Below are 15,037 nucleotides of genomic sequence, written 5' to 3'. Positions count from 1 at the left end.
CCATTAACCTTTATCAGCTAATCCTTTTAAAAACTCTAGACTCATTCGTTCTTGTTCATTTGCTTGATAAGGCAGTTGTTGCAAACTATCGTAGGCAAAATCAGTAATTTCAAACTCAGCAATATCACTGCTACCAAAACTATTACGTTCACCTGGGCTTGGCGACATTCGCTCTATCACAAAGTCACTTAAACGCATATTCACTACCCCTTGTGGTAATACCGACCAATGCGCCTTTAAATCCACCGTTTGACTGCCTTGTGAAAGTTTCTTTTTAGTCACCAAATGTGCAAGTGGGCTCGTATCACTGTATAAATTAGCTCTAATTCTATATAAGCCATTTTTGATCACCTTTAAATGCGCTGTGGCTATCATGTTTTCGTTTTGTGCATAAGCGTTATCAAAATCAATCAGCGTGGCACTTGGGGGCATATATTGTATTTGCGCTACAGCAGGCACCTTTTTACCAGCAACATTCGCCTCTACAAATAGCTGCAAATTACGCGGGTAGTCTTCACTGGCTTTAAAGCTCACCGTCGCTTCGCCTTGTTCAGCTGTAGTCGTTTTTGCACTAATTGACGCTTTGGTATCGGTATTGCTAAGCGCTACATTTACCTCTGCTAGGTTTTGCGCAGCAATATTAACGGTTATTTCTTGCGGATATACAAACCGGTATTTATCTAAACTAACTACGAGGGCATTACCCGCATCGTCAATGGGACTTGTAACTGGGTAAAACTGATTAGGCTTTAAGCGGTCTTCATCAAGTGCGCTCAAGGGCTGCGAATAAGGCGGGTATTTTAGTGCATTTTGGTATTGCATTGCCACATGCTCAGCGGCACTGGCTAAGTTCTGATCATAATGTATTTTGGGAGGGCTTTTAGCCAGTTTTTGTTTTGGCACATCAATGGTTATTACGGTGCTTTTATCTGGGCTTGCTGGCTCTGACTTCTTTTTTATTGCCAGTGCAGCGGGAGGCTCAAGTGTTTTAACGGCATTTTTATTTGTATACCAGAGTAAAAATACCCCAATACTGACTACAGCGGCACCAATGTAAAACTTTTTCATGTTGCATCAATCCTTTAAAAGCGTGCAGTAAATAACTACACGCTCTAGCGTTTAATACCTAACGCGCTTATAAATTTAGGTACTTATCAAGGGATCACGTTATAAATAAGTGCCGAGGCACTTTGCGTGTTTGAATCCTTAATATAGCGGTAGTGTTTTTTCCAAAACCAAGTACCCGTTGTTTTATCAAATGTATTAAAGCCCACATTTTGACCATCTACATTTATATTGTTCATCGCAATCGTGACATTGCCTTTGCGCTGCGCGTTATGAATTTCGTTGTGGCTATAGCTGTCGCTCATCATCATTGGGTAATGGTGCGGCATAAAGCTATTAACGGCATCACCTTGCGATTTTAACTGACCATTTGTATCAATACTGCTGCTACAACTGCCAAATGACTTAGCCGCGCTTGCCCCACACGATGAATGCGAAGCCACTACCGAATCATCATTGCCTTTTAAAAACCCACCTGTTAACCCTAGATAAGCATTACCATCGGCTACAAAGCGTAATCGCGGCGTACGGGCATCTGGAAACGGCGAAATTTTACGTGCGTTATTTACTTTTAAATCGTGTAATACGCCCACCGCTTCTGTTACATCACTGCCTAACCACCATTTGAGTGCAGCATCTACTGCAAAGTTCCATGCGGCACCAGTTAAAGCACTTACAGCAATATCGGCAAGCTCACTGCCGCCCCCTGCTCCCGCCAAATCAAAGGTTGCCACAATATTAAGTGGTGTAAGGCCCGCATTTTCAAGCCAATTGGCTTGGTTATCTATAATATGGCGGGCAACTAAATCGCCTGTAGAGTGCGTTACTAGCACACAGCCATCTGCACATAAGTTAGCACGCGATATTTGCTTTAATTTAGGCCATACCCAATCAGTTGCAATTTTACCTTCAATGCGCTCATAGGCAGGCCAATCAATACGTTCATCGGCACGATTATTCCAATAACTTTGCCAATAGGTTTCACCGTCGTTTATTACATCGCTGCCCGACTTATTGGTTATTTGCGATACCTGCAAGCCGTGAATAAGTATAATTTTGTGATCTTTACTTGCTGCCGAAAAACTCATTAATGCGGCTAAACTGGCGCAAAGTAAGTATTTAAGCGTGTGTGTGCGTTTATTGTTGTTCATATAAATCCTTAATGTGTTCAGTGTTTTATTTTTATGCCTATGTACTTAAGGTATTCATTTACTCATGTGCAGGCGCACATGCATTGACCAGTATTAGGAACAACGCTTAAAAATGCAACAATTTATTATCATTTAAATTCATCTAAAACTATATTATTTGTATATTCAACTACTTAAATCTGAATAATTGCAATATTTAGTATTATTACACATGCTAAGTAAAGACTAGGCAGTTCTGAAGCTAAAAAACCTAACGCATAGAAATACGTTAGGTTTTTAGTAATTAGTTCAACCTTTAAATATAAGCAGGTATTAGTATTTTAAACGCTCATACAATCCTGAGGCTCTTGATACGCTTTTGCTCATGGCTAATTGCAGTACTTTTTTATCGGCCACCAGCTCAAAGGTATTTTTTGCGCGTGTTATGCCTGTATATACCAGCTGCCTATTTACGCCCATACTTGCGTGTTTAAGTGGCGGTAAAACCATAGCGGTATAACTAAACTCCGAGCCCTGCGATTTATGTATCGTCATTACATACACTTTATCGTGAGCAGGTAGGCGTGCAGGCGAAAATGCCCGTACATTGTTTTGCTCATCAATAAACACTGCTTTTAATTGCCCATTGTCATCGGGCATTAAAATACCAATGTCTCCATTAAATAACTTAAGTTGATAATCGTTTTGGGTCACCATAATGGGCATGCCGCTGTAATGGCGTTGATTTGGGCTCACCGATATTAACCCTTGCTGCACAAGCGCGCGCTCAATGCGGTTATTTAAACTATTTACGCCGTAATCGCCCTCTCGCACCGCCGCCAATAATTGATATTGAGAAAATGCGGCATGCACATCAGCAACACCGGCCCCTTGAGCAACTAAATTTAAATAATGAGCGTAATGTTTAGCGGCTCTGTTTATTAATTTTTCTATGGGTTTTGCTATAAAGTCGTAATCTAAAATCACATCGTTAAAGCGCCCTTGTACGCTTTCTTGCTCAACATAGTTTAAAATACCGTTGTGGTTAGTATTAACTGCAAGGGCAAGTTGACCAATACCACTTTGTGCATCAAACCGGTAACTATGTTGTAAAAACGCAATGCAATCGGCCAGCTTAAATTCGCTATGCCCGTGTGCCGCTAATTTGGCCTCTCCTTTAAAACATAATGCATTGAGCTCATCACATCGCGCTTGCGAGTAGTTAGGCGTTTCACCTAGTGCTAACCCTTGGCATAAATCACTCATTACACTGCCGGTATCTACCGAGGCAAGTTGGTCTTTATCGCCAAGTAATATTAAACGCGCATGCTCAGGCAGTGCTTCTATTAATTTAGCCATGAGTGATAAATCAACCATGCTGGCTTCATCAATAATCAGTACATCTAAATGCAGTGGGTTAGTGCGGTTATGCTTAAATTTATTGGTAAAGGGTTTAACCCCTAAAAGCCGGTGAATAGTTTGCGCACTATCGGGTATTAAGGCCTTTATATCCTCAGGAATAATTTCAAGCTTTTGTTTAGCCCCTAAAATTGATTCACTTAAACGTGCTGCGGCTTTACCTGTAGGCGCCACCAGCTTAATACTTAAAGGCGCGCTTTTATAAAGCGACTGCAAAATTGCCAACAGCTTTGTTACTGTGGTGGTTTTACCGGTCCCTGGCCCGCCTGTTATAACGCTAAAGCCTTTTGTTGCGGCAATTGCACAGGCCACTTTTTGCCAATCTACGGCAAGCGCTGAGTTATCTTTAAAGTAGTCACTTAATAGTTGGCTGAGTAACTGTGTATTTATATTTAAATGGCGCTCACTCATCGCGAGTAAACGCGTAGCTAAAGTATGTTCGTACTCAGCAAGGCGCGCAAAATAGAGCCGTTCGTTAAATAACTGTAAGGGCTTGCCCTCGCCCACACTGTTATGGGCGCTTAAACAGCTAAGCGCATCGAGGTAGCCAAAGGCTTCGTTAAAAGGCGATGTAATATTTGGTATATTGCCCTCAGTTTTAGTGAAGTCGCTTTGGCGTAAATTAAACGGGTTTTGCCAGTCGACTTCTTTTAATGTTAAACAGCTATGCTGGCTTTGCTGTGCTAAACACAGCAATAACACTATATAAAACACGTCGTTTTGCTGATTGTCACACAGCATTAAGGCAAGCTTTACATCTACCATTCTTATGCGTTTTTCATCTACTAAGTAGTCAAGCAACTCCACCGTATTTAACGGCTGTACCGGTGTTGGCGGCTCATCAAACAGGCTTTGCTGCATAGGGTAGTCGCTCATAACATGGCTCCTTGGCTAAATAAGCCATCTAATAGTGTGATTTGCTCTGCGCTGAGCTTATTAAAATACACCCCTTTGCCCGCCGGCATGCCGCGTAAAAAAGTATAATAAACCCCGCCTAAATGGGTTTCTATTGCATAATCACTAATGCGTTGTTTGAGTAAACGGTGCAGCGCAACGGTATAAATTAAATACTGTAAATGATACTGATGGCTATTCATGGCTTGCTCTAGTAGGTCGCTTTCATAGTCCGCGGGCGTATTACCTAAGTAGTTAGACTTATAATCTAAAATATAATACTTACCTTGATAGCAAAAAATTAAATCTATAAATCCCTTTAGCAGGCCTTTTACATGAGAAAACTCGAGTTTGCTCTGGGTAAAACCAAAATGTTTAACCAGTATCTCATTAAGCTTTGGCGCGCTTAAACTATCTAAAGGTAAATTAAATTCCATTTCGACTAGGCAATCTGCTGGGGCTAATTGGCTTAAGCTTAATCCCTCATTGTTCAAGGGGCAGGTTAACGAATCAAGCACCCATTGCTCGGTCACGTGTTGCCAGCTTTCGCTAATATGATATTTATCAAGCGCCTGTTTAACTACCTCTGCTAAATTTTGCTCTGGATTTGTAGGGTGTACTTGCGCACTGGTAAAGTCTATTTGTTCAAAAATTTCATGTAAGCAACTACCAGACTTTGCCCCCTTTGGAAAACTATAAGGTGAGGGTATTTCATCTTGGCTGTTAGCAAATTCATCCTTTTCATGATCTTCATCGCTGCGCCCAGGCTCAATATGATCGGTGTGCTTTTTAAAGCTCAGCGCGCTAAAGCTGGTTGCTCGCCAATCTCGCTCTATGTTAGCTGTAACCGTATTAACTTTTAACGCTTGGCTTTGCTGCACTGCGCTATTAAGTGTTAACTGGCCTTGCTCGGCCAATTGCTCAGCCGTAAATTGCTGGTAATGCATTTCGGTGTGAGCGTCGCAAAATTCATTTAAGTGGGTGCGCCACGTTTGGCTACTTGTAAGCTCAAGCCCTGCAAATAGCACATGCCCTAATGCACTACTTTGTATAGCCAAGCGGCTGCTTTGCCCTTGCCCTATGTTATAAACGCCTAGCGAGCAAAAATGTACCGCGCGGGTAAGCGCAACATAAAGTAAGCGTAAGTCTTCAGCTAGGCGTTCTTGCTCGGCTTGTGCTAAGGCGTCTTCGTTGTTACTTAAATCGTAAACTAACTGGCCGTTTTGATGATAAAGCGCGTCTTTAGTTTCGCGATAACCACTGGCGAAAGGCATAAATACCAGCGGATATTCAAGCCCTTTTGAGGCATGCATAGTCACAATCTTAACTAAGTTGGCGTCACTCTCTAGGCGTACTTGCACAGCTTCGCCGTCTTGCTGGCTAACCTTTTGTGCAAACCAACGCAGTAAACGTAACGTGCCCTCTAGCTCTATTTGCTTTTGCTGCAGTATTTCACCTAAGTGTCTAAAGTCGGTTAACCAACGCTCAACGTTATAGCCAAGGCCTTGCCACTTAGCGCTCAGCTGATTATGACTTAACAAGCGCTCAAGCATGGCCATTGCGCCTTGCTTGTTCCAAATATGGCTAAGTTGCGCAAAAAAGTTTAAGTGCTCTTGCCATTTATTTTCATCATCAGCAAGGGCGTAAATTTCGTTATAGCTTAAACAAAATAATGGCCCTGCTAACACGCCGCGCAATAACGACTCGTTATATTGGCCATGCAGTGCCGTTAAAAAGTTAAGTAAATGATGGCTAAGCTCTTGGCTAAACACACTATCGCGTGATAAATACACGCTAGCAATATTGGCATTGCTCAGTGCTTTTTTCATTATTTGCGCTTCTACACGGTCGCGCACCAATATACAAATATCGGCAGCTGTCACTTTATGCTCACCAATGCACGCTCGCCCTTGCGCGGCTTGTTCAAGCAGTGTCACTATTTTATTGGCAAAATAGCTGGCCAAATGCCCTTGCCCAACGCCTTTGCTGGTGGGTTTGCTTTTTTCATCTGCGGCTTCATCTACAAATACATTAAATTCAAACGCGGTGGCAGGTTTGCCATCTATTGTAAATGTTTCATCGGCTTTTTTGCCTTTTGCTGCTACTGCGTTAAACGGTATGGCATCGTTATAAATAAAGCTATTGGCATGTTTAGAAAACAAACTGTTTACACTGCTTACTATATCGGTGCTTGAGCGAAAATTAGTACCTAAAGTAAATTGCTGCTCAGGCTCTACCGACTCTTTTGCGCCAATATAGGTAAAAATATCTGCCCCCCTAAAGCCATAAATAGCCTGTTTTGGGTCACCTATCATGGCCAGTGTGGTGTTTTCTTGGCCGTATATTTTACTAAAAATGCCATACTGAATCGGATCGGTATCTTGAAACTCATCAATCATGGCAACAGGAAATAACTGCGCTATTTTTTGCGATAAAGCCTCGCCCTGCTCTGCATTTAAAGCACTGTGTAAATTCGTCAGTAAATCATCTGGGGTGATCACACTTTGCTCTTGCTTGCGTTTTACAATTGCCTGTTTAACCCATCGAGCTGCTGTTTGTACAACGGCAATTTTAAGGCCCTGATTAATTTTAGTATTAAGTGCGCCAAGCTCATCAAACAGGCTAAGCAGAGGGTGGCTAAATAACGGCTGATTTTTTTTATAATTACTGGCATCACTTAAGTTTTCGCTGCTCCATACCTCAAACGAGTATTTATTGGTGCCAAATTCAAAAAATAACTCATCGCCTAAACAAAACGCTTCCAGTGCCGCTAAACTGCCTTTTCGCCCAGGTGTTTTAGAACCACTTAAGCCCGAGCCCTTTATTGCAGCTATAAACTCTTGCTCTAGCACCGCTTTTTTAAATGCCGGCACTTTAGCAATGTACTCATCGCGAGCTTTAAATACATCATCTAAGTTTATTTGCGGCACTATGTTCGCATTGGCTTTATTTAGCACACTACTGACTTGGCTAAATAGCGATTCTGGGGCTGCAAACACCTCTAAAATAGCATCGGTGCGTTCTTTACTGAGGGGGTATACAAAGGCGCGCCAAAAATCCTTAATTGTGTCGAGTAGGATATCGCGCTCATCTAAAATAAACTCAAGGTTAAAGGCAACGCCTGATTCAAACGCATGTTGCTTTAACATGCGTTGGCAAAAGCCATGAATGGTAAATATAGCGGCTTCGTCCATAGATTTAGCCGCGGCATCGAGTAAATCAAAGGCACGGTGTTTATCATCTACTGCGGCTATTACACCTTCTATTAATTCATCGTTTGGGCTTTGACCAAGTAATGCATCGCGCGCAGCAATAATACGGCTGCGCACGCGGTCTTTAATTTCTTGTGTTGCAGCATCGGTAAAGGTAACTACAAGTATTTGCTCAACACTTAACGGGGTGTTTATCTGCCCTGGTATTTGCAAGCCTAATAAATAACGTAAATAAAGCCCGGTAATGGTGTAGGTTTTACCTGTACCCGCACTGGCTTCTATTAAACTTTGCCCTTTTAACGGCATTGTTAGCGGATTAAGCGCTTGCATGGTCACTCTCCTTTGCATGTGCATGTAATGGGGAGAGTAATTTTTCGCTCCACTTAATAAATTCTTCTTGGCAGTCATTGAGCGATTGTACCGTTAAACGAATATACGGATTTTCGCCCTCGCCGCGCCCTATGTATTGTGGATTAAACTTGCTAATGGCTTTACCAATATCGCCACCACTTTTAACATATTCATAGCCACTTACCGGATAAAATGCCACTGGCTCTTTGCGCAACGCTTTGTATAGTTCAAACCAATCACTGAGTAAGGCATCGGCCTCATTTTTACTCAACGGTGCAAAGCTAATTTGCTTATCGAGCCCCAGTAATAAGGTTTCTACATTTTGATCCATACTTTGTGCAACAAGGTGATATATAAAGCCTTTAATTAAATCTTTGGCCTTTATACTGGCACTTCGGTAAAACACTTGTTTTTGAAGGTAAATATGATTAAGCCAGCCCTCAATAGTAGTATTTTCTATGCGTAAAGACACCTCAAGGGGGTCGGTTTTGCCGCTTTTAATATGCTCTTTTACTTGCCCGGCTAATGCATCTACTCGGTGCGCCATGCTCTCATACACTAAATTGCCCACATTGGCTTGAGGCAGCTCCCCTCGTTGCAATATTTGCTCTGTACTTAAAGGTTGCTCATTAATGTTGGCCTCAAGTATTTCATCAAGGTAAAAATAACGGCGCAGCGCATCTAGGCTAAAAGGCTCTTCATCTTTTGCTACTTCGCTAAATTCGGGTAGGCGTAAACCTAATGTTTGCTGGTAAAAGCTCTCTTGTGCGTTGCACACACTGCGAATAAATACATCAAGTTCTAATTGCGCAGGCGCTGTTACATCAATGGCTGTTAGTGGCTGCGCGTCAATGCGCTCGCTTGGCAGCCAAATAGGATTAAAACTGTGGTTACTCAGCTTTGTATCGGCTTCAGTGTCTGCTGTGTAATACGCACGATTAAAAGGCTGTAAGTGCTGTTGATTAATTAAACACTCAGGCAACGTTTTTTCGCTGTCTTTTGTAAGCACAAAGCTGCGACCTATGTACTCTAAAAGCTCGCTTACTAAGGTCGAGGGCATACGCGGTTGGTTGTCAAAACACGAACGGCCAATGTAACTTATGTATAAATTGTCACGGGCACTCAATAAAGCTTCTAAAAACAAGTAACGGTCATCTAATTTACGTGAACGGTCACCTTTTTGTTTTTTAGAATACGGCACTAAGTCAAAACCTATTGGCTGTACTGTACGTGGGTAGTCGGCATCATTTAGGCCAAGCATACACACCACTTTAAACGGCACGGCGCGCATAGGCATTAGTGTACAAAAGTTAACTTGCCCCACTAAAAAGCGCTGCCCTACGCCTTTTTCTTGAATGCCTTGTTTTATAAGGTAGCTTACAACACGCTGCGAAACAGCTTTATCGTAATCGCCATTATCATGGTGTTTTTTAAGCTCCTCTAAAACAGTTTGCAGTACCAGTAAGTCCCAACTGTCGTCGCCTTCGTTGTAATAAATAGCATTTATGAGCTCAGATAAAATATCCGCTTTATTACTAAGCGTATCATCAGGGGTTAGCTCATCCTTAAAGCGCTGCAGTACATCAATAAAATGCACTAACTTATTAAGGGTATCAAGCGCCATGCCCTCTACTTCATCGGCACTGTAAATGCCGTTAAACGGGCATTGCTCATCGCGCTGGGCTATGCCTAGCAATAAACGGTTTAAACCATGCTGCCAGGTATTTAAATCGATTGCGGGTAAATCAAAGCTACTTTTGTGCTCAGCATTTATACCCCATTTAACCCCTACACGCTCAAGCCAATATTGAATTTGCTCGTACTCGTGCGCTTCAAGGCCAAATTTTTCGGCAATTTGTGTTACTTGCAGTAAGTCGAGAATATCCGATACACCAAAACGCGAAAACGGCAAATTGGCCAAGCTGGCAAACGAGCTAAGCACAGGTTTTTCTTGCTCTATGGCTAAATCGGCCAAAGCATAAGGAATAAAGCGGCTGGTGTTTTGCGCGCCGCCAAATACCGCTTCAATATACGGGCTGTACGTCCCCACATCGGGCATCATTACAATAATATCTTTAGGGGTGAGCGATGGGTTTTGATTAAACAAAGTAAGTAAATAATCGTGTAAGCGCTCAACTTCTCTAAGCGGTGTATGGCAATCACTTAGCGTAATACTGGTGTCGGTGTCGCTAATAGGCAGTTTACCCTCATTATTTATAAACCACTCTTTATTATCGGTAAGTGATTCGCCTTTAAATGCCAGTTGGTAAATCTCACTTTGAATTTGCCCTAGTAAACTATCGTCAAACGCATCTATAAAGCCATCAATCCAGCGCGCATCAAGTTGTACGAGTTGCTCAAAGTAATCGCGCCCTAGTTTTCCCCACGACGATAACAGTGGGTTACCTATAAAGTAGTATTCTTCGTCAGGGTTAGTTTGTTTTTTTTGCTGCGCTTCTAAAAGCGGCATTTTGGCGTATTTAGCCTTAATTTTGGCTGCTGTTTTTTCATCAACCACATCACCCCAATAGTGCTCACTTGGGTTAAAAAAGAACAAAAATACCTCTGTTTTTTTGCTCAGCGCTTCAAACACCTCAAGTTGTGAGCTGGCAATGGCCGATATGCCAAATAAACTAATGCGCTTAGGTAGTAAGCTATTATCCATATTCTCAAGGGCTGCAAGTAACTGCCCTTGCATGTTGGCACGATGAAATTGGCTTTGACCAAGTGCTTTACTGTGCGCCACCAGCTTTCGCCATAAATCGCTTTGCCACGGGGCAATGCTTACATCAACATCGTCAAGTTCATCTTTGCCGCTATCCCAGGTGGCAATCCAATGCGGGCGGTACATTAGGTATTGGTCGTACACATCGGCAATTTTTTCGCACAACGCAAAGGTTTTTTGCCCGTCTAGGTCGCCTTCTAAATAGGTTTTTAACGGCAAATAAAGCGGCTCATTTATACAGCTGGACAGTATTGCAAATAATTTCCAAGCAAGGTTTGGCTTATTAAATGCCGACTCTTTAGGCACATTGGGCAATAACTGCTGATACAACTGCCATATAAAGCTCGATGGCAGCGGAAAATCAACCTGCGCGGCTATGCCTAGGTTTTCGCTTAAGCCAATTTTTAGCCACTGCGACATACCCGGCGATTGCACTAATACCACTTCTTTATCGAATGGGCTTTGCAGCGGGTTTACTTTTAACAGCTGATTAAATTGAGCCTGCAGCGCTTCCATACGGTTTGATTGAATAATATTGAGCATACAACTGGAGTCCTTACTTGAAGTAAAACCAGTTTAAGATATTTTCATTTATAGGGGTAGCGCAATCAGTCAATTGGCACTAATAAATCAGCGAGTTAGCAGGTGGATTAAACACACAGCGTTAATTTTAATCACTGTGTGTTTTATTTATCAGGCCATTTTATTTATAAGGGCTAATGCTTGATAAGCTAAATGCGCTTTGCATAATCACTTTACCATCTATCCCTTTAAGCTTAAGTGAAATAGCGGGGTCGGCTTGCTGCCAATCTATGCTTAAATCGCCGTAATTCACATTGTGGGTATAATCACCAACACGGTGTTTATTTGGGCTGACGTCTTTCCACTTTTCAGTAAGACCTGAGCTGGTCATTTCTATTAAAGGGTAATCAAGGTTTTGCTGATACTTTGATATTTCGCCCCAGTGAGTATCGCCACTGATGATAATAACCCCATTCACTTGGTGTTTTTTAATTAACGCAAATAAACGGTTACGATCCTCTGGGAAGTTAGCCCACGATTCCCACCCTGTGAAATCGGGTAATAACTGCAAGCTTGAGGCAATTAGCTTTATAGCCGCAGGCTTTTTAAGCTCTTGCTCAAGCCATTGCCACTGCGCCTCTCCTAACATTGAGGCACCTTTCACCTCTGTTGGGCTATACGGGCCTTGGTTATTAAGCTTGCGCTTAGTGTAATATTCAAGCTCGCTTACGTGGTTAAGCGCATCACGGTTCCAGCGTAAATCGGGCATTATTACATGTACGGTTTGCTCATCTTCACCATACATATACGAAGTGTAAATGCCGTCCGTGCGAGTGCGCCTGGGTGAGCGTTTAGGCTCGCCCCAAAAATCGAGCATAATTTGGCGAGATTGCTCTTTATGTGGATAGTCTTTACCAATATCGTTTTGACCAAAGTCGTGATCGTCCCACATCGCAATGATTGGGGTATTCGCTTTTAGTGTTTTAAAGCCTGGTTTTGCACCTAATTTTTGGTACTTATTGGCAAGTACCGTCATATCGTTGGTGTCGCCGTAAATATTGTCACCTAAAAATATAAATAAATCGCCTTGCTCTTTATTAATGGTGTCAAATATTGGAATGTCTTTATCTTGATGCCCACACGAGCCAAATAAAATTTTTGAAGGGGCTGCCATAGTGTTTGCGCTAAACGCTAACCCTAATGCTAATACGGCGTGTGTAATAGGTTTTACTAACTGCTTCATTTTAAAATCTCGTTTCAGCCATACATTAGTTTTAACCTATGGCTATTAATAAAAAAGCCCATCATTGATGGGCTTAAAACGGGTTTATTGGCTTAAAACGTAGCCGATAATGTCAGTGCTGCTGTACGTGGCGCACCAATAAAGTAAGTGCTGCCATTACCCGTACCACCGGCTAAATAACTTTTATCGGTAACGTTATAAACAACAAAGGCAACATCAATCGCTTTAAATGGCCCTGCGTTTATATCGGTTGCGTAACCTGCGTTTAAATCAACCACAGTATAGCCATCAACTTCGCCGCGCTCACCGGTATATTTAGCCGATAAACCAAAGCGGAAATCGCCGCTAAAGTAATCGGTCGATAACACAAATAAGTCATCTACTGAGTCTATTACTTTTTCACCGGCTTCAAACCCGGGAGCATCGCCTTTGTACTGTGAGTCATTATTTGTGTACGAGCTGTATATGCTCCATTGTGGGCTTAGCATATAACTTGCCGAAAGCTCTAAACCTTGTGATTCAATGCCTCCTACATTTAAGTAAGAGCCATTTGTACCAATAGTGTAATCAATACCGCCAGTATCACTGCCAGGGGCAATAAAGGTTATACGGTTATCAAACTCTATTGAGTATGCTGTTGCGGTAAGTTTTAAAGCGTTATTTTGATAACGTACACCTAAATCAATGTTTTCAGCAGTTTCTGGCTCTATGGCTGATAAATCAGAACTATCGCGCTCAAGTACACCGTCTTTAATAGCTGCAAAATTTTCGCTGTAGCTAGTAAATAACTCAGTTGAATTGTTTAGCTGATACAAAATACCGCCACTGAACAACACATCAGAATCACTATTTACTTTAGCGGTTGTCGCATTTTGGTAGTGGTCGTACTTTTCAATATCAACAAGGTACTTTTTAACACCTAAGTTAAGCGTAAAATCGCCAAGTGCCATTGAATCTTGCGCGTACCATTTTAGGGTGTCGGTTTCAAAGGTGTTTTTATACTGCGTCCAGTATGGTGTGCTATCAAAGTGATGATAAATACTGGCATTAATGACTTTGTGCCAATCACGAGACTCATCACGGTCGCTTTGCTCATACCAAAAACCGACTTCTATGTCGTGCATACCAAACGTAGCTTGGTAGTTGGCAGTAACCCCTAAGCGGTCTTTTTTGTAATGCGTATGACGATACGACATAACAGGTATTGCGGTGTCGTCGTAACACGCCGGGTTTAAACCCGGGCCCGACTCCCACGGCCAGCTTAAGCTTGCTGTACAGCCTTCGTTTGGTGCCAGTGCATTTCCATCGCTATCAACAAAGCCGTAAGAGAGCGCATTAGTGCCGCCCTCTGTAGTTGGGTTGCCGTTTTCATCTACTGGGGTTGTTAAATACGGTGGGATCCAATCGCCACGGCCCGAGTTTTTATGATAATACGGGCTCACTGTAATAAGTGATGTTGGCGAAAGTGCATATTCAAACTTTAAATACGCTAACGTATTTTCACGCAGTGTACCCCAGCCCTCGGCAAACATTTGGTCGTAATGTGGAATGCCGGTCCAGTCCCACGTTAGCTGATCCCACTCTGGCGTTTGCTCAAATTGCGCAAGGCTTACACTATTATAATTTGTCTCGCTTACATCATCGTAAGATAAACGCCCTGTAATGGTTAAATCTGTAAGCGTTGTCACAAATTTAAGCTCTGCGTGTTGGTTATCTTTTCCGCCGTTGCTACCCGAGCCAATCCAACGGCTAGTATCGGTTTGTGAATAACTTACATACGCTTGTGTATTATCAAAAATAGTACCGGTTTCATGCTTAACGTAATAACGGGTCGCATCGTGGCTACCTGAGGTGTAAGCAAAAGTGGTGCTGCTATCAAGGCTTGGCGCTTTACTTACAAAATTAAATGTACCGCCTAGCGCTTCAAGTGAGGCCGATTTAATATCTGAGGTGCCTTGGCCTACTTCTACTGTGGCTAGGTTTTCGGTATCTAGGTAACGGTTTGCTTTAGCGCCCCCGCCATAGTTTGAGCCACCGTTAGGAATACCATCAACGGTCATCCCTAATTGCTGTTGGTTTGAGTCAATACTAAAACCACGCATAGTAATAGTGGTAGACCAGTCATCGCCACCAAATGCATCGCCTTCATTTATGCTAATGCCAGGTAAGTTATCAATAACCGATAACACACTCGACACCGTTGTTTGTTGATCAAGCATTGCAGGCTCAATCACATTATTTGCGTAACTGGTTGGTTTAGCAGTAACGGTTATTTCTTCTATTTCGTTGTCATTTGCATAAGCTGACGTTGATACAGCCATAGCAATTGCTATGCTCAAAATCGATTTATTTGTTAAAGCGTACATTGTTGTCCCGTTTGGTTTTAATTATCTAAAGTAATTATGAAAGCGGGCACAGTATGGTTTCGTATTATTACAACAAAAATGAAGTTTATTGACAGAGGTGTTAAAAAATT

Annotated in this window: 7 protein-coding genes; all 7 read right to left on the bottom strand. The window is 42.3% G+C overall.

From position 1 onward, the window contains the following. Positions 1–3: 3 nt before the first annotated feature. Positions 4–1,068, bottom strand: coding sequence for a hypothetical protein (locus tag QUE46_RS06690; protein WP_286246991.1), 1,065 nt, complete (start codon positions 1,066–1,068; stop codon positions 4–6). An 86-nt stretch (positions 1,069–1,154) separates the two neighbouring features. Further along, positions 1,155–2,216 (bottom strand): hypothetical protein, encoded by a 1,062-nt coding sequence (locus QUE46_RS06685; protein WP_286246989.1) that lies wholly within the window; start codon positions 2,214–2,216, stop codon positions 1,155–1,157. Between the two features lie 312 nt (positions 2,217–2,528). After that, entirely contained in the window at positions 2,529–4,490 is a 1,962-nt protein-coding gene (recD, locus tag QUE46_RS06680; protein ID WP_374761395.1) for an exodeoxyribonuclease V subunit alpha, read from the bottom strand. Continuing rightward, on the bottom strand, positions 4,487–8,050 hold the full coding sequence (gene recB / locus QUE46_RS06675; RefSeq protein WP_286246986.1) for an exodeoxyribonuclease V subunit beta: 3,564 nt from the start codon (positions 8,048–8,050) through the stop codon (positions 4,487–4,489). The genes recD and recB overlap by 4 nt, the downstream gene beginning before the upstream one ends. Next, on the bottom strand, positions 8,037–11,339 hold the full coding sequence (gene recC / locus QUE46_RS06670) for an exodeoxyribonuclease V subunit gamma (protein ID WP_286246984.1): 3,303 nt from the start codon (positions 11,337–11,339) through the stop codon (positions 8,037–8,039). The genes recB and recC overlap by 14 nt, the downstream gene beginning before the upstream one ends. Before the next feature lie 160 nt (positions 11,340–11,499). Then, entirely contained in the window at positions 11,500–12,561 is a 1,062-nt protein-coding gene (locus QUE46_RS06665) for an alkaline phosphatase D family protein (RefSeq protein WP_286246982.1), read from the bottom strand. Between the two features lie 92 nt (positions 12,562–12,653). Continuing rightward, the gene (locus QUE46_RS06660) at positions 12,654–14,927 is read right to left on the bottom strand and encodes a TonB-dependent receptor domain-containing protein (RefSeq protein WP_286246979.1); all 2,274 of its coding nucleotides are present in this window, start codon (positions 14,925–14,927) and stop codon (positions 12,654–12,656) included. Between the last annotated feature and the right edge of the window lie 110 nt (positions 14,928–15,037).

Source organism: Pseudoalteromonas sp. MM1, assembly GCF_030296835.1.
GTDB lineage: Bacteria > Pseudomonadota > Gammaproteobacteria > Enterobacterales > Alteromonadaceae > Pseudoalteromonas.
The sequence above is the reverse complement of the archived record's forward strand: the minus strand, read 5'-3'. Positions and strand labels throughout refer to the sequence as shown.

Coding starts and splice junctions, on each gene's coding strand:
- QUE46_RS06665 (WP_286246982.1), bottom strand. CDS start 12,561: ATGAAGCAGTTAGTAAAACCTATTACACACGCCGTATTAGCATTAGGG.
- QUE46_RS06690 (WP_286246991.1), bottom strand. CDS start 1,068: ATGAAAAAGTTTTACATTGGTGCCGCTGTAGTCAGTATTGGGGTATTT.
- recD (WP_374761395.1), bottom strand. CDS start 4,490: ATGAGCGACTACCCTATGCAGCAAAGCCTGTTTGATGAGCCGCCAACA.
- QUE46_RS06685 (WP_286246989.1), bottom strand. CDS start 2,216: ATGAACAACAATAAACGCACACACACGCTTAAATACTTACTTTGCGCC.
- QUE46_RS06660 (WP_286246979.1), bottom strand. CDS start 14,927: ATGTACGCTTTAACAAATAAATCGATTTTGAGCATAGCAATTGCTATG.
- recB (WP_286246986.1), bottom strand. CDS start 8,050: ATGCAAGCGCTTAATCCGCTAACAATGCCGTTAAAAGGGCAAAGTTTA.
- recC (WP_286246984.1), bottom strand. CDS start 11,339: ATGCTCAATATTATTCAATCAAACCGTATGGAAGCGCTGCAGGCTCAA.